Annotated in this window: 23 protein-coding genes and 5 tRNA genes; all 28 read right to left on the bottom strand. The window is 52.1% G+C overall.

The window, feature by feature from the left end:
• Positions 1–202: 202 nt before the first annotated feature.
• The 28 genes from nudC to rny all read right to left on the bottom strand — a co-directional run bounded on the left by nudC (position 203) and on the right by rny (position 21,032).
• Positions 203–1,036: an NAD(+) diphosphatase gene (gene nudC, locus Q3886_RS01985; RefSeq protein ID WP_301859482.1), complete on the bottom strand. Its 834-nt coding sequence runs from the start codon at positions 1,034–1,036 to the stop codon at positions 203–205.
• Positions 1,033–1,950, bottom strand: a complete 918-nt coding sequence (gene thrB / locus Q3886_RS01980) for a homoserine kinase (RefSeq protein WP_301859481.1) — start codon at positions 1,948–1,950, stop codon at positions 1,033–1,035. The genes nudC and thrB overlap by 4 nt, the downstream gene beginning before the upstream one ends.
• Before the next feature lie 5 nt (positions 1,951–1,955).
• The gene (locus Q3886_RS01975; protein WP_301859480.1) at positions 1,956–3,242 is read right to left on the bottom strand and encodes a homoserine dehydrogenase; all 1,287 of its coding nucleotides are present in this window, start codon (positions 3,240–3,242) and stop codon (positions 1,956–1,958) included.
• A gap of 26 nt (positions 3,243–3,268) precedes the next feature.
• A complete protein-coding gene (locus Q3886_RS01970; protein WP_301859479.1) occupies positions 3,269–3,718 on the bottom strand; it encodes an ACT domain-containing protein in 450 nt (149 codons plus the stop codon).
• Complete coding sequence (locus Q3886_RS01965) at positions 3,715–4,644, bottom strand: NAD-dependent epimerase/dehydratase family protein (protein WP_301859484.1); 930 nt, start codon at positions 4,642–4,644, stop codon at positions 3,715–3,717. The genes Q3886_RS01970 and Q3886_RS01965 overlap by 4 nt, the downstream gene beginning before the upstream one ends.
• A 29-nt stretch (positions 4,645–4,673) precedes the next feature.
• The gene (locus tag Q3886_RS01960; RefSeq protein ID WP_301859478.1) at positions 4,674–5,522 is read right to left on the bottom strand and encodes a ChbG/HpnK family deacetylase; all 849 of its coding nucleotides are present in this window, start codon (positions 5,520–5,522) and stop codon (positions 4,674–4,676) included.
• A gap of 4 nt (positions 5,523–5,526) precedes the next feature.
• Positions 5,527–6,483, bottom strand: coding sequence for a ribonuclease HIII (locus Q3886_RS01955; RefSeq protein ID WP_301859477.1), 957 nt, complete (start codon positions 6,481–6,483; stop codon positions 5,527–5,529).
• Positions 6,455–6,919 (bottom strand): nickel insertion protein, encoded by a 465-nt coding sequence (gene larC, locus Q3886_RS01950; protein WP_301859476.1) that lies wholly within the window; start codon positions 6,917–6,919, stop codon positions 6,455–6,457. Before larC ends, Q3886_RS01955 begins: the two co-directional genes overlap by 29 nt.
• Positions 6,920–6,924: 5 nt before the next feature.
• Positions 6,925–7,677 carry a nickel pincer cofactor biosynthesis protein LarB gene (gene larB / locus Q3886_RS01945; protein WP_301859475.1) on the bottom strand — a complete coding sequence of 251 codons (753 nt, stop codon included), beginning with the start codon at positions 7,675–7,677 and terminating at the stop codon, positions 6,925–6,927.
• A gap of 4 nt (positions 7,678–7,681) precedes the next feature.
• Positions 7,682–8,500, bottom strand: coding sequence for a TrmH family RNA methyltransferase (locus Q3886_RS01940; protein WP_367881543.1), 819 nt, complete (start codon positions 8,498–8,500; stop codon positions 7,682–7,684).
• Positions 8,501–8,597: 97 nt separating this feature from the next.
• Entirely contained in the window at positions 8,598–9,065 is a 468-nt protein-coding gene (locus Q3886_RS01935) for an ATPase (protein ID WP_301859474.1), read from the bottom strand.
• 12 nt (positions 9,066–9,077) lie between these two features.
• Positions 9,078–9,569 (bottom strand): pantetheine-phosphate adenylyltransferase, encoded by a 492-nt coding sequence (coaD, locus tag Q3886_RS01930; RefSeq protein ID WP_301859473.1) that lies wholly within the window; start codon positions 9,567–9,569, stop codon positions 9,078–9,080.
• Positions 9,530–10,126: a 16S rRNA (guanine(966)-N(2))-methyltransferase RsmD gene (gene rsmD, locus Q3886_RS01925; RefSeq protein WP_301859472.1), complete on the bottom strand. Its 597-nt coding sequence runs from the start codon at positions 10,124–10,126 to the stop codon at positions 9,530–9,532. The genes coaD and rsmD overlap by 40 nt, the downstream gene beginning before the upstream one ends.
• A 56-nt stretch (positions 10,127–10,182) precedes the next feature.
• Complete coding sequence (gene plsY, locus Q3886_RS01920; protein WP_301859471.1) at positions 10,183–10,806, bottom strand: glycerol-3-phosphate 1-O-acyltransferase PlsY; 624 nt, start codon at positions 10,804–10,806, stop codon at positions 10,183–10,185.
• Positions 10,803–12,134, bottom strand: coding sequence for a ribosome biogenesis GTPase Der (der, locus tag Q3886_RS01915; RefSeq protein WP_301859470.1), 1,332 nt, complete (start codon positions 12,132–12,134; stop codon positions 10,803–10,805). The genes plsY and der overlap by 4 nt, the downstream gene beginning before the upstream one ends.
• Before the next feature lie 70 nt (positions 12,135–12,204).
• Entirely contained in the window at positions 12,205–14,190 is a 1,986-nt protein-coding gene (locus Q3886_RS01910) for a bifunctional 4-hydroxy-3-methylbut-2-enyl diphosphate reductase/30S ribosomal protein S1 (protein WP_301859469.1), read from the bottom strand.
• Positions 14,187–14,801 (bottom strand): 1-acyl-sn-glycerol-3-phosphate acyltransferase, encoded by a 615-nt coding sequence (locus Q3886_RS01905; protein WP_301859468.1) that lies wholly within the window; start codon positions 14,799–14,801, stop codon positions 14,187–14,189. The genes Q3886_RS01910 and Q3886_RS01905 overlap by 4 nt, the downstream gene beginning before the upstream one ends.
• Positions 14,802–14,803: 2 nt before the next feature.
• Complete coding sequence (gene cmk, locus Q3886_RS01900; RefSeq protein ID WP_301859467.1) at positions 14,804–15,475, bottom strand: (d)CMP kinase; 672 nt, start codon at positions 15,473–15,475, stop codon at positions 14,804–14,806.
• Positions 15,472–16,713, bottom strand: a complete 1,242-nt coding sequence (locus Q3886_RS01895; RefSeq protein ID WP_301859466.1) for an NAD(P)/FAD-dependent oxidoreductase — start codon at positions 16,711–16,713, stop codon at positions 15,472–15,474. The genes cmk and Q3886_RS01895 overlap by 4 nt, the downstream gene beginning before the upstream one ends.
• A 21-nt stretch (positions 16,714–16,734) precedes the next feature.
• Complete coding sequence (locus Q3886_RS01890; protein WP_301859465.1) at positions 16,735–17,451, bottom strand: pseudouridine synthase; 717 nt, start codon at positions 17,449–17,451, stop codon at positions 16,735–16,737.
• On the bottom strand, positions 17,423–18,046 hold the full coding sequence (gene scpB, locus Q3886_RS01885) for an SMC-Scp complex subunit ScpB (protein WP_301859464.1): 624 nt from the start codon (positions 18,044–18,046) through the stop codon (positions 17,423–17,425). Before scpB ends, Q3886_RS01890 begins: the two co-directional genes overlap by 29 nt.
• On the bottom strand, positions 18,006–18,737 hold the full coding sequence (locus Q3886_RS01880; protein WP_301859463.1) for a ScpA family protein: 732 nt from the start codon (positions 18,735–18,737) through the stop codon (positions 18,006–18,008). Before Q3886_RS01880 ends, scpB begins: the two co-directional genes overlap by 41 nt.
• 169 nt (positions 18,738–18,906) lie before the next feature.
• Positions 18,907–18,995: transfer RNA gene (locus Q3886_RS01875), tRNA-Leu, on the bottom strand.
• A gap of 18 nt (positions 18,996–19,013) precedes the next feature.
• Positions 19,014–19,087 (bottom strand) — tRNA-Cys (locus tag Q3886_RS01870).
• 5 nt (positions 19,088–19,092) lie between these two features.
• Positions 19,093–19,167: transfer RNA gene (locus Q3886_RS01865), tRNA-Gly, on the bottom strand.
• Positions 19,168–19,172: 5 nt separating this feature from the next.
• Positions 19,173–19,248, bottom strand: a tRNA-Phe gene (locus Q3886_RS01860).
• An 8-nt stretch (positions 19,249–19,256) separates the two neighbouring features.
• Positions 19,257–19,333: transfer RNA gene (locus Q3886_RS01855), tRNA-Asp, on the bottom strand.
• 163 nt (positions 19,334–19,496) lie between these two features.
• The gene (rny, locus tag Q3886_RS01850; RefSeq protein WP_301859462.1) at positions 19,497–21,032 is read right to left on the bottom strand and encodes a ribonuclease Y; all 1,536 of its coding nucleotides are present in this window, start codon (positions 21,030–21,032) and stop codon (positions 19,497–19,499) included.
• Positions 21,033–21,329: the final 297 nt, after the last annotated feature.

The raw sequence follows: 21,329 nt of genomic DNA, 5'->3' as shown, positions 1-21,329 counted from the left end.
GCCGTATATACAGATACATATCCAAAAAAGATTTTTCAATCGTCCGATATTGGGCCTGCTTATGTTTCAGGACGCCCTTTTATGATCTGGAAAAGGCTCTTTGCTGCAGATTTTTTCGCCTATCCTGCTATATAACAGACAAAGCAGCTCTTTATCAAAAATGCCCTCCGCAGACGCTGCTGCAGCGGGCATTTTACATATCTTACCATTTTCCTTCTTTAAACAAGGTCATCATTTCCATGGTCAGGCTGGCCTGTTCCGGGTCGTCTGGCAGGTCTTTGCGGTCCATCCACTGGGCCATGGAGAGCTCCTTATGGTCGACGCGGAGGGCATCACTGCCGTCGAGGTCGCAGAAAAAGCCAAACAGCAGGGTATCTGTAAAGCACCAGGGCTGGCTTTTGTAAAACTGCAGATTCCTGACTTTAATGCCTACTTCTTCCATCACTTCCCGATGGACTGTCTGCTCAATAGTTTCGCCAAGCTCGGCAAAGCCTGCCAGCAGGGCAATACGGGTATACTCCCGGCCGGCATACTTGGAAACGAGAAGCTTGTCTCCATTACGGACAGCGACGATGACGGCCGGACAGATACGCGGATAGATCATGGTGTGGCAGTGCTGACAGTATACCATCCGTTCCGTCTCGCTGTGAGCCATGGGCCGGCCGCAATGGCCGCAGAACTGATGATTGCGGTACCAGCCGCAGAGGGACAGACCGGCTACGCCGGCAAAGGCCTGAAAGCGGGGCCTGGCGGCGCGCATGAAGTTAATGGACACGTAGCGGAACGGCCCTTCTTCGGGCACGTCGGTCTGAGCCAGAAAATACTGTTCCTCATCTTCCCGGAAGAGCCAGCGGCACTGCTCCGGCGGGAGAAGATGGCGCAGGTCGGCATAGCGCGGATAGGTAAAGCGCTTCGTGTCCCCTTCGACGGCGGCCAGAACCTTCCGGCCCTGATACGCCAGAATGATGCTATCGTCCTGCAGGGGAACAGGGGCATATTCGACATGGTACGTGTGAGCGCCAATATCCTGAATCATTCGACGAACCGCGCTCCGTGATTACAGCATTTGAGGATATGGCCTTCTGCTTCTACGCCGTGAGACTGGAAAGCCTCAATCATGGCATCCATAATCTGCACTTCGTTGCTCGTGGCAAAGGCGATGAGCGTCGAGCCGGAGCCGCTGATGGTAGCGCCCAGGGCGCCGGCTTTATCAGCAGCATTGAGGACCTGTTCGCCGCCGGGAATGAGGCGAATGCGGTACGGTACATGGAGGCGGTCCTGAAGACCGTATTTCAGGCGGTCATACTGCTTCGTAAACAGTGCCGATACGAGGAAGCTGACGCGGCTGACGTTGAAGACGGCACTCTGATAATCGATGGTCTTCGGCAGGGCTTCGCGGGCTTTTTCCGTCGATACTTCAATATCCGGGCTGACGGTCACAAAGGACAGGTCGTCGCCGATGGGAATGGAGTTGGTCATGGTCCGGCCGTCGACCATGATGGAAACGGACAGGCCGCCGCACAGGGCCGGCGCTACGTTATCCGGATGGCCTTCCATGACCGTTGCCAGGGTCAGCATGTCGTCCAGGCTCATTTTGGAGTCCGTCAGGGCATTGCCCAGGAGAATGCCGCCGACGAGGGCGGCAGAGCTGCTGCCCATGCCGCGGCTCGGCAGAATGCGGTTGACCAGGCGCAGGGTGCCGCCTTTGGGCAGTTTCTTGCGGTTCCGTACGGCTACGGCCTTCATGGCCCGGCCGACGAGATTGGTATTGAAATCCCTGGGAATCGTATCCTGTCCTATTCCTTCCAGTTCAATAGTAATGGAATCTTTGTGTTCGTCTTCTGTAAAGTAGAGATCGTTAAAATAGTTCAGCGCAATGCCGACGGCATCAAAACCGGAACCTAAGTTAGCCGACGTAGCCGGCACTTGTACATGCAGTTGTTTGGTCATTTCGATTACACCTCAATTACGCGAATAGCATTGGCAACTTTCCGGACACAGGGCAGGGCTTCCATCTTCTTGATGGAGTCCTGGACGAGGCCGCTGGCGGAGCTGTCTACCAGGATGACGATTTCCGCAATTTCTGCAGTTTCATCTTTCTGAATCAGGGAACGAATGCTGATATTGTTTTCTGCCAGGACATGGGAAATGCTGGACAGTACGCCAGGCGCGTTGGCAACGACCATGCGCAGGTAATAAGGCGCGCAAATGTCCTGCTGCGGTTTCAGGACGGCTTTGTGCCATACGAAATCACGCTGCCCTGTAATATTGATGTTAAAGTGGAGAATGACATTCATGACGTCGCTGACAACGGCGCTGGCAGTCGGCAGAGCCCCTGCACCCTGGCCGTAGAGCATGACGTCGCCTACGCAGTTGCCGCGGACGTACACGGCATTGTAGGCACCGCCCACATTGGCCAGCGGATGGCCCTTGCGGATGAAGCTGGGATGAACATTGAGGGAAATGCCGTCTTTATCCTGGCGGGCAATGGCCAGCAGCTTGATGACATAGCCCATTTCCCTGGCATGCTGAATGTCTTCCTGGGAAATGGATTCAATGCCTTCGACGTGTACGTCGTTGAAGGTAACGGCAGAATGGAAGCCCAAAGTGGCCAGAATGGCAATCTTGCGGGCTGCATCATAGCCGCTGACGTCATTGGTCGGATCGGCTTCGGCATAGCCCTTTTCCTGTGCTTCTTTCAGAGCCTTTTCATAGGACATGCCCGTTTCGGTCATATTCGACAGGATGTAGTTGGTCGTGCCGTTCATAATGCCGATAATTTCTTCGATCGTATTGCTGTTGAACGACGAGTACATGGTCCGTACAATGGGAATGCCGCCGGCTACGCTGGCTTCAAACTGAAAGTCCACGTTGTGCTGTTTTGACAGCTTCAGCAGGGGAATACCGTAATCGGCAATGAGATCCTTATTGGCACTGACCACGTTTTTTCCCTTCTTAAAGCACTGTTCAATGCAGCCCTTGGCAAAATCGGCGCTGCCCATGACTTCTACGACGATTTCAATTTCATCGTCGTCAATAATATCGGAAAACTTGTCTGTCAGTTCAATTTCTGCAGGCAAGCCGATTTGTGCATATTTCTGTACATCACGAACGAGAACGCGCTTGATATGAATTTTCGTATCCAGCTGTTCTTCAATAATCGGGCCGTTCATGGCCAATAAGTCGATAACGCCTTTCCCTACTGTACCGCAACCTAATAACGCAATAGATACCTGTTTCATGTTCATTCCCCTTCGTATAATAGATTTTACGCCTGACCGATAATTTCCACTTTATGAACGCCAGACAGTTTTTCCAGCGCCTTAATCAGGTCATCGACGGGCGTCGTCATTTCCTTCGTTTCAATGGAAATGCTGACGTCGGCAATGCCCTGCAGGGGAATCCCCTGGTTAATCGTCAGGATGCTGCCGTTGCTGTTGGCAATGGTGCTCAGTACCTGCGACAATTCCCCCCGTTTGTCCAGAATCATCAGGGAAATGGTGACGATTTTTCCCTGCGTCACATCGTGAAATGGAAAGACGTAGTCTTTATATTTATAATAGGCGCTGCGGCTGAGGTCCATAGAGCGGACGGCATCGTTAATAGTCCGTTTTTTCTGCAGCTTCAGCAGTTCCTTTACTTTAATGGTCTTTTTAATCGCTTCCGGCAGGATGTCTTCGCGGACTAAGAAAAATCTGTAATTGTGCTCCTCTTTCATTGGCTTTCCTCCTCTGAAAAATAATCCAGCGTCGCCCGCAGCCCTTCGATGAACTTCGTCTTCGGCCGCCACTGGAGAACCTGCCTGGCCTTGTCATTGTTCAGGGCCGACCGGTAAATATCGCCGGGACGGGCATCGGCGTACGAAACGACGGCAGAGAGCTGTGAAAAATATACCAGAATCTCTTTCAGGGCATTGACAGTCGTTTCAATATTGGTGCTGATGTTGTATATATCAGACGGAATCTGGCTGCCCATGGCGGCGATATTGGCCTGTACGACATCTTTTACGTAGACAAAGTCGCGGGTCTGCTCGCCGTCGCCGAAGATCGTCATGGCCATGCCCCGGGCCAGGGCTTTGGAAAATACGTATACGACGCCGCCTTCGCCATGGCTTCCCTGCCGTTCGCCATAGACGTTGGAATAGCGGAGAATGGCATAGGGCAGGCCAAATACATCATGATACATTTGAATATATTTTTCTGCCGTCATCTTGGTCAGTCCGTAAAATGACGTCGGCCGAAGGAGCGTGTCTTCGGCAATAGGCACGCTGTCGTTGTCGCCGTATACGGCAGCAGATGAGGAAAAGATGATTTTCTTTACGGCGTATTTCCGGCACAGTTCCAGAACATTGAGCAGGCCCATAATATTGAGATCTGCATCTTCTTTCGGGTGTTCCATGGAATAGGGAACCAGAGTCTGTGCCGCTTCATGGAATACGATGTCAAAGGATGACCGGGCAAATACGTCTTCCAGTTCCCGGGCATGGCGGATATCCAGCTCATAAAAGGCGGCCTGTTTATGGACGTACGCCCTGTTTCCCGTACTGAGGTTGTCGACAACTGTCACCGTATGGCCGCCGTCTATGAGGGCGTCTACGAGATGAGAGCCGATAAATCCGGCGCCGCCAGTTACTAAAATATTCAACATTCTTCACTCCCTATTGCCGGTCAGTTTTACGGAAGCTGGCCGTAGTTGATAAACTCGATTTGCTTTTTCTCTGCCAGCTGGCGTATTTCCGGAGATACCAGGGCCTGCAGCTCTTCTTCCCAGTGATAGCCCCAGGAAAACTGCCGGGCCAGCACAGCCGTACTGCGGCCGGGATGCATCATGATTTCATGGACGCCGAAAGGCAGGTTCCGCAGGATATAGGCCAGATTGGCCGTCGTCATATGGCCGCCGTCAATCATGCCCCAGAAATAATCAGTCGCCGTAAAATGGAGGCGCTTCACGTCAGGTATGACTTTCTTCGCCAGGTACGTCAGTCCGTCCCGGCCGAGAAGGCGGACAGGACTGGCCGTCATGACTTTGAACGTATAGGCTTCCCTGGGAACGCGCAGGCGGTGGAGACGGTACTTCTTCATCAGGACCTGTACAATGCGCCATATCTGCGGCAGCATGTGCAGGTGCTGGTGGCTGTCAATATGGGTAATGGCCAGGCCTGTGGCCATGATTTTTTCGATCTGCGCGTCCAGTTCATCATAGACCTGACCGTAATCGATCTTGCCGGTCCAGGCTTTTTTCATGAATTCAGCATAACTTTCCGGCACGAGACCGTCGGCATTGACCAAAGTCGGCACTTCTCTGGGCGACAGGACCGTCGGCAGGCTGCCGACAAGGCATAAATGAATGCCTATGCCCAGTTTGGGACAGGCTTTGGCCAGGGCCACAGCTTCTTCAAAGGCCGGACCCGACGCCAGGAGTGACGTGCTGGTCAGCACGCCGTGCTGAAATCCTTCTATAATTCCCTGGTTCACTTCTGTATGGATTCCGAAATCATCGGCATTGATAATTACTCTGTTCATCTCGTCATCCCCGCAAAAAATCAAAATTTTTAAAGTTCAGCTTGCCTGCACCGCGCAGTTCTGCGTCGCCGAAGTGACTGCGGAACTGCCGAATCGCCGCGGCCACGCCCAGATAGGCCCCTTTGGGAAAGGACATGCCGTACCGGGATTCCAGCGCCGCCATGCCGTCTACAAAGGCCTGCCGGGCCAGGATGGAAGCGGCTGCTACTGCCGTATCCCGTTCGCCCCGCGGCACCTGTATGACCTGATGCGATGCCGGGACATTACCCAGTTCGTTTAAGACGTACTCCGGTTTTCCGAACTTATCGACTATTATACATGGACATTCGTGTTTTGACAATAGCGTGCGGATGTTATACCCATGGAGGCCGCCCAGGAGATGATTCAGGTTTTTCTTCTGCTGTTTCAGGGCCTCATAACGCGCATTGTATTCTTCCGGCATGTACACCGTCGTAATACAGCGGCTGCCGAGGCGTTTTTTGATCTGCGCCGCCAGGTCGGCAATGACCGAATCAGTCAGGGCCTTGCTGTCACAGACGCCAAGACTGCGCAGTTCCTGTTCTTCATCGGTATGAAGGAGGCAGGCAGCCCCGGCCAGGGGGCCGAAAACATCGCCTTTTCCCGACTCATCGCAGCCCATCCAGGCAGTTATGCCGTCAGGCCGAATCTGGTCTTCTTCTGTCTGTACGGGTGAGGAAATCTTTTTTCCCGGACTGGCTGCTACGGCTTTCGTTCCGGCAGCCAATGCGGCAGCCTTCTGCTTTACAGCGCCGTCTTTTCCCTGGACGACGACAGACAGCCCTTTTTTCCCGTAATAAATATTGACTGTCGCCGTTGCGTCTCCCTGGGCGCATACGAGCTGATAGCCGTAATTAATCGCCTTTTCCCGGATGCAGCGCAGGCCGCCGTCAGTGAGGTTGTGTTTTATGCGTTCAATCGCCTGTTGTAATCGGATGTCCATACCTTCGATATGCCTCTTCCTTTGCTAGTCTCTGCCATTCTTTGACGGGCCGCTTCGTCCTGGCCGCAGCCCGGCGGCAGTCGTCATATTCTGCGGAAATGTTTGTCACCTTGCCGCCGTAGGAGCTTATTTTGCAGTGAATGTCTTCGCCGTCAATCCGAACGGACTGGATGGTCCGCTCGCAAATACGACGCTGTACCGGGAAATACCGGGCGCCAATAGATGTCGTTTCAGCAAACAGAATGTCCAGGACGCCGTCGATCTGTTCCTTCTGACACAAAACGCAGACCATGGAGGCCATGCGGCATTTTTTCATCATCATGGGCATGGCCCATACGTCGTTGACGCCAAACTCCAGAAGACGGCTGAACAGGTATTCCATAATCTGCGGATTCATGTCATCAATATTGGCTTCAATTTGCCATAATTCTTCCATTCGTATCACCTCAGCCGGTTGATCGTATCGGCCATGCGTCCGGCGCCGAAGCCATTGTCAATGTTGACGACGGCGACGCCGGCGGCACAGCTGTTCAGCATGGCCAGCAGCGCCGACAGGCCGTGAAAATTGGCGCCGTAGCCAATGCTGGTCGGCACGGCAATGACCGGTTTGTCCACGAGGCCGCCGACAACGCTGGCCAGGGCCCCTTCCATGCCGGCAACGACGACGCAGACGTTGGCTTTCCGGATTTCTTCACTGCGCGCCAGGAGGCGGTGCAGTCCGGCTACGCCGACGTCGTAAATGCGGGTCACCGCATTGCCCATGATTTCCGCCGTCAGCGCCGCTTCTTCGGCAATGGGAATATCGCTGGTACCGGCTGTAATGACAGCAATGACGCGGTCACCATTGACGACGGTCTTGTCAGCATGCTGATAGACCATGCGGGCCAGGTCATCATACTGAACAGCCGGATTTTCCCGGGCCAGCCGTTCGTATACGGCTTTATCAGCCCGCGTGCCGATGACGTTGTCATACTGCTTCATGAGGAGCCGTAAAATCTGCACCGACTGGTCTACAGTCTTACCGGCACAGTACACAACTTCCGGAAAGCCGCACCGCCGCTGACGCTGCAGGTCCAGCTTGGCAAAGCCCAGGTCCAGGACGTCTGTTTCTGCCTGCTTCAGAGCCTCCATTCCTTCTTCTACGGTCAGCACGCCGTCGCGGACCTGCTGCAGAATATGCTCTTTTGTTTCCATAAGGTTACTCCTTAAAATTCCGAGATTCCCAGGCTTTATACAGGACGATGCCCACAGCCATGGACAGGTTGAGGGATTCTGTATTGCTGCGCATGGGAATGGTCACGACGTCATCACAGCGGGACAGAAAGGCATCGTCCAGGCCATTACCTTCGTTGCCGAAGGCCAAAACGACGGGCTGTGCGTAATTAGCGCTGGCATAGGAAACGGAGCCGCTCGCTGCCGTTCCATAGAGATGTCGGTGCTGGTCGGCACAGAAGCGGGCCAGCTGTTCGTCAGTCACATGCTGTACCAGAGGTATCTTAAAAATAGCGCCCATGGCGCTGCGAATGGTCTTATCATTATATACGTCTACACTGTCTTCACTGAGCAGAATAAGGCCTCCATCCGCAGCTGCTGCGGTGCGGATAATGGTACCCAGGTTGCCAGGGTCCTGAACAGACCGCAAATACAGTACGGCTTTTTCCGCTCCTATGTCCGGCAGGGTTTCCATGGTATACGTAAAAAAAGGCACCATGGCGGCAATACCCTGAGGCGACCGCGTATCAGCCAGTTTATCGTATACGCTGTCCGTAACGGAGAAGAAGGTCCAGCCCAGGGCCAGGCCCCGTTCATACAGCCAGGGAAAGCGGCTGTTCTCTCTTCCTTTAGGGGCTACAAAACAGACGGCATCGCAGATGCCCTGTTCTGCCGCATCGGCGACGATGCGAATTCCTTCTACCAATACACGCCGCTGTGACTGGCGGCCTTTTTTCTGCTTCAGCGAGCACGCCAGCTTGACCCACTGATTGTCTCTGGACGTAATGGACTTCATGTCTTCCATACGCTAGGTTCACGCCCTTTCTCCTGAAATGACTGCCATGAACTGAAATACGTGCAATACCCTGCCGGATATTGCACGTAAATTGTCTTTTTCCGTCTTATTGTTTATTCCCGTCCTGCCGATTGGACTGAAGCAGGCTGTCCCGGTTCTGCTTAATACTGGACAAGGTTTTTTCCAGCGTCGATTCGACGTATTTCAGTACGTCGCCGGCATACGTAATGGAACTGCTCTTCAGTTCTTCTGAAGACTGATTGGCATTCAGAATGATCTGATTAGCATGTTCCTGGGCCTGCCGCACGAGTTCGCTTTCTTCGGTCAGCTTGGCAATATAATCTTTTGCCTGGGCTACCATGCTGTCAGCATGATGCTGGGCGTCGGCAATGATCTTATCCCGTTCAGCCAGGACTTTCTTGGATTGTTCCAGTTCGGACGGCATAGATGCTTTCAAGTCGTCTACAATCTGAAGCAGTTCCTCTTCTTCTACCATTTTTTTATTCGTAAACGGCACTTTCGATGCATTCATTACGAGGCTTTCCAAATCTTCCAATAACTTATCTGAATTCATCTCATTTCCCCCCTATGCCTGATATTTGTCTTTAAACTTTTCTTTCAGCCGCTGTTCTACATAAGCCGGAACCAGATCATCCAGCTTGCCGCCAAAGCAGGCCAGCTCCCGGATTCCTGTAGAGCTGATATACGAATACTGCGTATTGGTCATGATAAAAACCGTTTCAATATCAGGTTCTACTTTTTTCATGAGCAGAGCCCGCTGGAATTCGTATTCAAAATCGCTGAGCGCCCGCAGGCCCCGAATAATGATGGTCGCGCCGTGTTCAACAGCATACTGATTGAGCAGGCCATCGAAGCTGACGACTTCAATATTGGGAATATGCTTGGTCGTTTCTCTCAGCATCGTTTCCCGTTCTTCCATTGAAAACAGTGGTTTTTTCGACGGATTTTCAAATACAGCAATAATCAGTTTGTCTACTAACCGGCTGCCGCGTTCAAAAATATCAATGTGTCCATTCGTCACCGGGTCAAAGCTGCCCGGGCAAATTCCGATTCGCACGATTCAATTCCTCCCTGACATACGCGAATAAAGGTAATGCGCGTATCTTTTCCATAGGATTTTTCTCTGATGACCTCATACAACGGGCTCGGGTCTATGGCTTCATTCCTACTGTGCTCCATGAGGAGCAGACCGTCAGGAGACAGCAAATCGTATTGACACACCAACGCGATTGTATTATTCACCAAATTTTTATTATACGGCGGGTCTGCGAAGATATACTGAAACTGCCGTCCTTTCAGGCGGGCCAGGGCCCGTTCCACATTAAGGCGAAAGATTTCACAGCACTTGCCAAAGCCGCAGGCTTCTGCATTTTCCCGGATCAGCGCCTGCGTATAGTGATCAATGAATACACAGTGCGCCGCGCCGCGGCTCAATGCTTCCAGCCCCAGTGCCCCTGTACCGGCAAAAATATCCAGTACATTGGCGCCGGCCAGACTGCCGTTGGCCAGGATATTGAACAGGCTTTCCCGCGTCCGGTCCAGCGTAGGCCTGGTCAGCATCCCTTTCGGTGATTTCAATGTTCTGCCTTTTGCGCTTCCAGCTATGATTCTCACATCAACACCTACCCGTACATAGTTAATTATACACGTTTTTTAGTACATCGCAATCCTTATTTTTTATGGATTCGTTCCACTTTCAGTTCCTTCCCCTGCAGGAGGCGGATAATGTTATCCTTATGCCGCACGACTACGAGTACGGCGGCAATAATGCCAAAGAGCAGTACCGGCAGCGGTTCGCCGAAGACATACATGAGGATGGGCACGGCAACAGCACCTACGATGGAGCCGAGAGACACAATGCGCGTAACGGCAACGATAAGGCACCAGCCGGCAAAGACGATGAGCGTTTCCCATGGCGCCAGGAACAGAATAATTCCCAGACCGGTCGCTACACCCTTACCGCCTTTGAATTTCAGAAAAATTGAGCACGAATGGCCAATAATAGCCAGGCAGCCGCCAGCTACCATGAGATAGACCTGCTGCTCCGGCGGCCAGGCAAGACTGGCTGCAGCCAGCTGGCCCAGGTACACGCCCAGCATGCCCTTAGCCGCATCCAGTACGAGCACGGCCAGGCCGCCGGCAGGGCCAAAGACGCGGTACGCATTGGTAGCACCTGTATTATGGCTGCCATATTCCCGCAAATCCGTATGATAGATAGCTCTGCCAATGACCAGACCGCTGGGGAAGGAACCGGCCAGGTAGGCCAGGATGAGACACAGTATGCTGGTAATCACCGCATATCACCGTCCTTTTTTCCCCGCAGAATCAGGCGGATCGGCGTGCCTTCAAAGCCAAAGGTTTCACGAAGCCGGTTTTCCAGGAACCGCAAATAGGAGAAGTGCATAATCTGCGGATCATTTACGAAGAGAATAAACGTCGGCGGCTGTACCGAAGCCTGGGTCATGTAGTAAATTTTAAGGAGCTTTCCGCCTTTCGACGGCGGCGGATTGGTCAGCTGTGCGTCTTCAATGAGCTCATTCAGCACGCTCGTCGATACGCGCATGTGCTGCTGTTCGGAGACAAACTTGACCATATCGGCCAGCCGGTTTATGCGCTGTTTGGTCAGGGCCGACGCAAACAGAATAGGCGCATACTGCAGAAATGCCAGTTCGCGGCGAATATCTTCTTCAAATTTCTGGCTTGTCTTGCTGTCTTTTTCAATGAGATCCCATTTATTGACAACAATAATGCAGCCCTTGCCGGCTTCATGCACATAGCCGGCAATTTTTTTATCCTGCTCGGTTACGCCGTCGACGGCATCCAGCACCAGAACGGACACATCGGAACGGTCCACAGCCCGCAGGGCCCGGACGACGCTGTACCGTTCGACAGGAATGTCGATTTTCCCCTTGCGGCGCATGCCTGCCGTATCGATGAGGACAAACCTGGAGCCGTTATACTCCCAGTGCGTATCAATGGAGTCGCGGGTCGTGCCAGGTATATTGCTGACAATAACCCGGTCCTGCCCCAGGAGCGCATTGGTCATCGATGATTTTCCCACATTAGGCCGGCCGACGAGGGCAATGTGAATCGTATCTTCATCGTCTTCTTCCACTGGCGCCGCCTTGATATGCTTGAGTACTTCATCCAGCAAATCGCCCAGATTCATGAGGTTGACTGCCGAAACGCCAATGGGATCGCCCAGGCCCAGGTTATAAAATTCATAAATATTGACTTCCTGTTCTACGCTGTCGATTTTATTGACTGCCAGGACGACAGGCTTGCCGCAGGAGCGGAGAATATGGCTGATTTCTTCATCCTGAGGCTGAATGCCGGCTTTGCCGTCAACGACGTAGATGATGACGTCTGCTTCGCGAATGGCCAGTTCCGCCTGATAGCGCATGCTCGTGAAAATGTGGTTGTCTGAGTCGACAAACTCAATGCCCCCTGTATCGATAAGGGTAAATTCCTGATTCAGCCACTCGGCGTCGAAGTAAATGCGGTCCCGTGTAACGCCTGGTATGTCTTCGACAATGGAAATGCGCTTTTTAACGATGGCATTAAACAGTGTCGATTTGCCGACGTTCGGCCTGCCGACGACGGCTACTAAGGGTTTATACATAGCTCCCTGATTCCTTTCTGATATGAAAAAAGGATAACCGGTACAGACCGGCTATCCTCGTTTTCAAAAATTAGTTTTCTTCTACAGCGTCCCCGATGGTATTTTCCGCTTTATCCTGGTTTGCATTGTCCAGGTAATTGCGTACTTCCTGTTCTTCTTCATCTTTTTGAATAGCCAGGACACTCAAGGAGATCTTCTTTTTGTCCGTATCAATGCCGATGATCTTAACGTTCATAACGTCGCCGATATTGACCAAGTCTTTTACGGCAGCACCGCGTTTTTCCGTCAGTTCCGATACGTGGAGAAGGCCCTGCAGTTCCGGATCAATAGCCAGAATAGCACCGAAGGGCAGCAGTTTTTTAACTTCCCCTTTTACGATATCGCCGACTTCGAATTTTTCGATAGCTGCAATCCACGGATTCTTCTGCAGTGCTTTCAGGGACAGGGAAATACGATTCCGTTCCTGATCGAATTTCTGTACCAGAACCTGCAGCTTTTCACCGGGCTGGAGAACTGCATCGACAGAGCTTACGCGTTTCCAGGAAATATCGGAAATATGGAGCAGTCCTTCTACGCCGCCCAGATCGATGAATGCGCCGTACGGCATAATCTTGACGACAGTGCCTTCCAGGACAGCGCCTTCTGCAATATTTTTAAGAGCTTCTTCCCGTTTTGCTTTCAGTTCTTCTTCCAGAACGGCTTTACGGGACAGAACCAGACGGTTTTTATGTTCGTCAATGTCGATGACTTTAACCTTGAAGGTCTGGCCAACGAGGTAATCCAGGGATTTAACGAATTTAACGTCGCCCTGGGAAAGGGGAATAAAGCCGCGCAGGGATTTAATGGAAACGACGAGACCTGCTTTGTTCGTTTCTTTGCCGACGCATTCAACGAGCTGGTCGTTTTCAAATGCTTCGCGGACTTCTTTCCAGTCTTCGACTTTCTTCATCTTGACGAGGGATACGACAATAGCGCCTTCTTCTTTAATATTGTTGGCAATTTCTACTGTCAGTTCATCGCCGACTTTAACAAAATCACTGGCTTTTTCCGGAGCGGGAACAGCCATTTCCTTTTTCGGCAGAATAGCTTCTGCTTTCGTACCGATGGAAACATAGGCAGCATCATCATTCACAGAAATAACCGTGCCTTTGACCACGTCACCTTTCTTTGGATTTTCTTCATAGTCATACTTGTCCAACAATTCTTCACTCATTACTTCTGTGCCTTCAGCTTGCAAATTTTCCATAATCTCAACAACCTCCTGTATTATCCAATCCGGTGTGGAAGCACCGGCTGTAATGCCTATATGATTCATACCACGAAACGCTGCCGTATCTAATTCAGCTGCTGTTTCTACGTGGTATGTAGGGCAACCCTGTTCACTGCATACCTGGGCGAGCCTGCCTGTATTGGCGCTGTTTCTGCCGCCGACGACGATCATGGCATCGACGGAAGACGCCAGGGAAATGGCTGCCTGCTGACGCTGCTGCGTCGCCGCGCATATGGTCATATGCACGTCCAGATGAGCCGCCTTCTGCTCCAGAATGGCGGCAATGCGCTTGAATTGCTCTTGAGAGAACGTCGTCTGCACGACGACTCCCAGTGTATCAAAGAAGGGAAGGTTCTCTGCTTCACATTCCCTATCTATTATAATAGCACGATTTGCCCCCCATTGGGAAATACTAATTACTTCAGGATGGGCTTTTTCGCCTATAATAACCAAATTTTTTCCCGATTCAACGATATTTTTCGCATCTTGCTGTGCTTTTTTGACATGAGGACACGTCGCATCTACGACTGTCATGCCCCGCCGGGCTACTGTTTCATAAATGTCCGGTCCTACGCCATGAGAGCGAATCAGAATCGTCGAACCATCGGGAATCTCTTCCAGGGAAGCGGCCGGGGCCACTCCCTGTGCGGCTAAACGCGCTACGACCTGGGGATTGTGAATGATGGGCCCCAGGGTCCTGGTCCCTGGACTGGCCTGCAGGGCCATGTCCACGGCCCGGCGCACACCATAACAAAATCCACAGGAATCAGCGATGGTCACTTTCATGAGCGATCTCCTTTATGCGAATTTAGCATAGATAAGACAATGTCCCTGATCTGTTCCGAAAAACTGCGGACCTGTTCTTTGCCGGCATTGGGATCTGGCGGCGGCATAACGGGCTCACTGAAAATGATCTTGACGGGACCGGTCTTCTTCGGCAGGGATCGGGAATGAATTACGGCTGCCGGCAGAACGGGCACGCCGGCCTTAATGGCAATGCCGGCAAATCCGTCATGAAACTTGCCCAGCGTCCCCTGATACTTGCTGGTTCCTTCCGGGAAAATACCGAGGACTTCCCCTTTTTTCAGGACCCGGAAAGACTCAATGACAGCCCGCCGGTCAATGGTGCCCCGACGGACGGGAAAGGTGTTCATATACCGCAGAAACCAGTTCATAATGGGATTGCGGAATAATTCCTCCTTGGCCATAAAGTGAATCAAATGATGCCGCATTGCCGTCCCCAGCAAAGGCGGATCAAAATAGCTGGCATGATTGCACACGACAATAAAGGGCCCCTTTTGGGGAATATGTTCTTCGCCGACGACCTGCAAGCCGATGAGTGTATAGGTCACGAAGTTGAATATTCGCCGAATCAGGCCATACCAGAACTGTTTCATCTTCATCGCCCTTTTTTCAGAATTAAATCCATAATGGCATCGGCTGTCTGTTCCAGATTTAATTCGCTGTTATCGAGTAAAATGGCGTCGTCTGCACGGCGCAGGGGCGATACGGCGCGATGGGAATCCATGTCATCGCGGGCAGCAATGCTGCGGGCAATATCGTCCAGCGTATCTGTACTGCCTTTGGCCTGCATTTCCAGGAACCGCCTTTTGGCCCGGGATGCTACAGATGCAGTAAGAAAGATTTTGACATCTGCATTGGGCAGTACGACTGTGCCAATATCGCGGCCATCCAGAATGACACCGCCCTCTTCGGCCATGGTCCTCTGTAATTGTACCAGTTTTTCCCGTACTACTGCAAGAGCTGCAACGGAAGATACGCAAGAAGATATATTTTTTGTGCGAATTGCTTCCGTTACTTCCTGGTTATTGACGAAGACGCGGCACTGATCGGCCAGCGGTTCCAGGCGAATATCTATGGTATCGGCCAGGGTCTGCACGGCCTGGCTGTCATGAATATCGACCTTTTTGCGTATCATAGCCCACGTAAAGGCCCGGTACATAGCGCCTGTATCAATATATAAATACTGCAACCTGCCGGCAACGAGCCTGGCGGCACTGCTTTTTCCGGCGCCGGCAGGACCGTCGATGGCAACTGTTAGTTTTCTCATGGCATTTCCTCCTGCGCTGCCGCCGTGCCGGCTGCATATCCGGTCGAAAAGGCGGCCTGCAAGTTATATCCTCCTGTAAAGGCATCGATATCCAGAACTTCACCGGCAAAATAAATTCCCGCCGTCTTCCTGGATTCCATGGTCTTCGGATTCACTTCCCGGATGCTGACGCCGCCGGCAGTGACAATGGCTTCTTCTATGGGGCGGGTCCCCGTAATCGTAAGAGTCAGGGCCTGCAGCACCGTGACCAGATCGTGCCGCTGTTCCCGCGACACCTGATGGGCCGGAAGGCGGCAGTCGATGCCGGCCTGTTCCAGGACTACCGGAATGAGGCGCTGCGGCAGCAGATCTTTCATGGCATTTTCCACTTCTTTGCGGATGTACTTCTGAAAATCCCGCTGTATCCGCTGATCCAGCGTTTCCGGCGACAGGGCCGGCTTCAGGTTGATGCGCAGCTGCAGCGGATATGTGCACTGCTTCTTATGGGCTGCTGCCGTACTGAGCATGAGAATAATCGGCCCGGAAACGCCAAAGTGGGTGAACAGCATTTCACCAAAGTGCGAGGCCAGTTTCTTTCCCCGCTTCCACAGCGATGCCTCTACATTGCGCAGCGACAATCCTGACAGAGCGTGAGGCCAGGCCTCAGCCGTCGTAAAGGGAATGAGCGACGGCCTGAGGTCCGTCACCGTATGTCCCAGAGCCCGGGCAAAGCCATAGCCGTCACCGGTAGATCCCGTAACAGGATAGGACATGCCTCCTGTCGTGATAATACAGGCGTCGCCTTCGTAGATACCAGACGCGGACCGGACCGAAACACGGCCGTCCCAGGCCCGTATATCCTGAACGGCATCTTCGAGCTGTATGGTTACGCCGGCATGGCGCAGCCGCTGATACAGCAGCTTCCGCACTTCTACGGCACTGTCAGACTGCGGAAATACGCGGCCGCCCCGTTCGACTTTCGTTTCCAGCCCCCATTGGTGAAGGCGGGTCAGCAGATCTTCATTGGAAAACTGCTGATATGCACTGAACAGAAAGCGGCCATTGCCCGGCGTATGGGCAATACACTCATCCATAGTACAGGCATTGGTCAGATTACACCGGCCTTTGCCGGTAATGCCCATCTTCTTGCCGACAATATTATTTTTTTCCAGAAGCCGCACAGCAGCGCCGCCTTCGGCAGCAGCCAGCGCCGCCATGATGCCGGCGGCACCGGCACCGACCACAATTACATGTCTCATACCCTGTAACTCTGCTCTCTTTTACTTATATTTATACAGTTCCGCTACTTCTTCGTCAGTCAGGCTGCGGTACGAGCCGCGCTTGACACCGGATAAGGTCAGAAAGGCATACTGAACGCGGCGCAGGTTATGTACCTGAAAGCCAAAATATTCAAACATGCGCCGAACCTGACGGTTGCGGCCTTCATGAATCGTAATTTCCACCGTCGTCAGCCCTGTGCGGCCGTCAAAATCCAGATAGTATACGTCAGCCGGAGCCGTCATGCCGTCTGACAGTTCGACGCCGTCAGCCAGGTGCTGCAGAACCGAATCGGCAATGCGGCCTTTTACTTTGACTTCATAGGTCTTATCGACCATCTTGCTGGGATGCATGAGAATATTGGCCAGTTCTCCGTCATTGGTCATGAGCAGCAGGCCTTCTGTATTCTGATCGAGCCGCCCTACGGCATAGATGCGGTCTTTTTCTTTTTTGAAATAATCCATGACCGTCTGCCGTCCCCGTTCATCATTGCAGGTCGTGACGACGCCTTTGGGCTTGTTGAATAAATAGTAATGCTTGGCCTGTCGTTCCAGCCGCTTTCCGTCGACCAGAATAATGTCCTTATCAGGGTCCACTTTCACGCCCTGTTCCCGCACGATGACGCCATTTACGCGAACCCGGCCGTCTGCTATCATTTGTTCAGATGCGCGGCGCGATGCTACGCCGCAGTTACTCATGACCTTCTGTAGCCTTTCCATCGGTTACCTCCTGTATGCTGTCCTCTGGGGCACGCACTTCCAGCTCATCTGCCTCCTCTTCTGTCAGGGAGGACGGTATGCGGCCGGCCAGATCGTCCAGTGAATCCATGCCCATACATTCCAGAAAATACGGGGATGTGCCGTATATAATCGGCCGTCCCGGCGTGTCACGCCGTCCCAGCTCGACAATAAGTCCCTGCTGGATCAGGGATGAAATAATCCGCTCAGACGAAACACCGCGAAGTTTTTCTATATCTGCCCGCGTAAGGGGCTGCTTAAACGCAATAATTGCCAGTACTTCCATGGCTGTTGGCGACAGGTCGGCCGTCTTCGGCTGCACCCACTGCACAGCATCGTACAGTTCCGGCCGCGTCACCAGCTGATATCCTCCGGCTACGCGAAGGAGCATAATTCCCCGACCGGCAAGACTGGCTTCCAGAGCCTGCGCTGCCGTCTCGGTCTGTTCCGGGCTCCAGCCTGTGTGCGCACAGACAGCAGCCACTTCCATAGGCCGGCCGCTGAGGAACAGCAGGGCTTCCAGCACCGCTTCCGGCTTAGGCGTATCGACTTGGCGTATATTGCAGGGCAACTGCATTTCCATCATTCCCTTCAGCAACAGTCCGGCACTGTCCGAGTTTCAGCAGTTCCAGCACGGCCAGAAAGGTAACGACCAGTTCGATTTTAGAACGGCTGCGGGAAAAGACATGCTGAACCGGAACAGGGCGCTTTGTCTGCCGCAGCAGATAGACGACGCGCTGCATGCATTCTTCCACACTGTACAGTTCCTGGTGAATATGGATTTCCGGTTCTTTTTCTTCTAATGATTCATACAGAATCCGGAATGAACGATACAGTCCTTCCCAGGTAATGGTGCCGACGAATTTCATCTCCCGCAGCAGCGGCGTAGGCGGTCTTCCCAGCATGTAACTGCGCTGCCGCCACACATCTGCCATGACGGAAGAAGCTTCTTTCATCTGCTTATATTCCACCAGCTGCTGAATCAGCCTGTCCTGCAGATCGTCTTCGTTTTCTTCGTCCTCCCGTTTCGGCGGTTTTGGCAGAAGGAGACGGGACTTGATCTGCAGCAGTGTGGCTGCCATGACGAAAAATTTGCTGGCATAATCCATGTCAAATCCTTCGAGCTGCGCCACATAGGCATTGAACTGGTCTGCAATATCGGCAATGGGGATATTATAAATATCTACTTTGTTCTTTTCAATCAAGTACAGCAGCAAGTCCAATGGCCCTTCAAAATCAGATACTTTATATTGATATGTGTCATTCATGAAAGCCGCCATTCCCATACGAACTGCAGACGACGCAGTATATCCAAACAGAACTGTACCTTAATCAATGTAACATTTTTTATTATACTTCAAAAGGACAGGTTTGACAACGAAAAAACGAATAAAAAAAGAGCTGAGCCGCTGCTCAACTCCCTACTCTGTATCAAAATGGTGCCGGGGACCGGAATCGAACCGGTACGGATATTTCTATCCGACGGATTTTAAGTCCGTTGCGTCTGCCAGTTCCGCCACCTCGGCATGACGAAAGAAAAAATATGGAGGCGGCACCCAGAATCGAACTGGGGATGAAGGTTTTGCAGACCTCTGCCTTACCGCTTGGCTATGCCGCCATATATGGAGCGGAAAACGAGGCTCGAACTCGCGACCCCCACCTTGGCAAGGTGGTGCTCTACCACTGAGCTACTTCCGCATTGGTGGTGCTCAGGGACGGAATTGAACCGCCGACACGGGGATTTTCAGTCCCCTGCTCTACCGACTGAGCTACCTGAGCAAAAAAAATGGCGACCCCGATCAGATTTGAACTGACGATCTTCGCCGTGACAGGGCGACATGTTAAACCGCTACACCACGGGGCCATTTCATATTTATCAGAACGTCTCTCGTTCCCTCGTTCCGACAAAAAGTATTCTACCATGGCAGGCACAGTTTTGCAAGCTTTTTTTTTATTTTTTTGAAATTACTCAATAAAATAAAAAAGTACCCCTGCACTGAAGGAGTGCAGGGGCGTTGTATTTCCGTTTATTTTGCATAATCTATCATCCGGGTTTCCCGAATGACAACGACCTTGATCTGGCCAGGATATTCTAATTCAGCCTCAATCCGTTTGACAATATTATGGACGAGGAGTACGCAGTCCGATTCTTCCAGTTTTTCCGGTTTTACCATGACCCGGATTTCACGGCCTGCCTGGATAGCAAAGCAGTCTTCGACGCCATCGAAGGATTCTGCAATTTCTTCCAGTTTGGTCAATCGTTTCAAATAGTTTTCCAGCGTTTCCCGCCGTGCCCCCGGCCGGGCTGCCGATACGGCATCGGCTGCCGACACGAGAACGGCTTCAATGCTGCGCGGTTCTTCATCGCCATGGTGAGCGGCAATACAGTTTATAACCAGTTTGGATTCACCGTATTTCTTGGCCACTTCTGTACCAATAGAAACGTGGGTTCCTTCCAGTTCATGATCCAGCGCTTTCCCAATGTCGTGAATCAGACCGGCCCGTCTTGCCAGCGTTTCATCGACACCCAGTTCAGCAGCCATAATGCCGGCCAGCTGCGATACTTCAACAGAATGGCGCAGCACGTTCTGACCGTAGCTGGTGCGGTAGCGAAGGCGTCCCAGGATCTTGATCAGTTCCGGATGAAGTCCATGAACACCGGTTTCATACGTTGCCTGTTCGCCGGCTTCACGGATTTTCTGATTTACTTCTTTACGGGCTTTTTCCACCATTTCTTCGATCCGGGCCGGATGAATCCGTCCGTCAGCAATCAGTTTTTCCAGGGCAATACGGGCAATTTCACGGCGAATGGGATCAAAGCATGACAAAATGACGGCTTCCGGCGTATCATCAATAATCAGATCTACGCCTGTCAGCGTTTCAATGGCCCGGATATTCCGGCCTTCACGGCCAATAATACGGCCTTTCATTTCATCATTCGGCAGGGATACAACAGACACGGTCGTTTCCGCCACCTGATCGGCAGCGCAGCGCTGAATGGCAGTGGAAATAATTTCCCGCGCCTTTCCTTCCGCTTCTTCTTTGGCCTGTTCTTCCAGGGTCTTGATCATCTGCGCCGTTTCGTGCTTGACTTCGGTCTGCACGTTCTGGAGAAGCAGTTCCTTCGCTTCATCGTACGTAAGGCCTGAAATTCGTTCTAACTCAGCCATTTCCTGTACGTGCAGGGCTTCGATCTGTTCCTGAATCTTGGCCGCTTCTTCTTCCTTCCGCTGCAGAGACTCTTCCTTTTTCTCCATGGCATCGGATTTTTTGTCCAGATGCTCTTCTTTTTGCAGCAGCCGCCGTTCCAGACGCTGCAGTTCATTACGCCGTTCTTTATGTTCCCGCTCTGCATCGGTACGAAGTTTATGTACCTCTTCCTTCCCTTCCAGGACGAGTTCCTTCTTGCGGGCTTCTGCATTCTGCTTGGCCGTCGTAATAATGCGCTGTGCTTCTACTTCGGCCTGGCCAATTTTGCTTTCCGCTATATTCTTGCGGTATACATAGCCTGTGCCAATGCCGATAATGCCGCAGGCGACTGCTGCTGCAATAATTTCCAACATTGCTGATTGTGTCACCTCCTGTTCATTAAAAAAAGCCGAACAACCACGTCCGGCTTTTTTGTATGAGTATGTGCTGTTTACATCATCTTCAAAAACCTACAATTATGCAAAATAATGTACCAGTTGTCAACCGGTTCTTTTTCATTGTAAATTTTTTTTATATAGCTGTCAAGAATAAAACGACGGGAAGAAAGTCTGTCTGTACTGGCTGCGGTGTATGCAATCGACGCAAAGACGTGTGATATAGTAGGATAACGGCACTGTTTATGCTATAATAAGAAATTAGCAGTGATATGC

The organism is uncultured Megasphaera sp. (genome assembly GCF_958350005.1).
Taxonomy (GTDB): domain Bacteria; phylum Bacillota; class Negativicutes; order Veillonellales; family Megasphaeraceae; genus Megasphaera.
The sequence above is the reverse complement of the archived record's forward strand: the minus strand, read 5'-3'. Positions and strand labels throughout refer to the sequence as shown.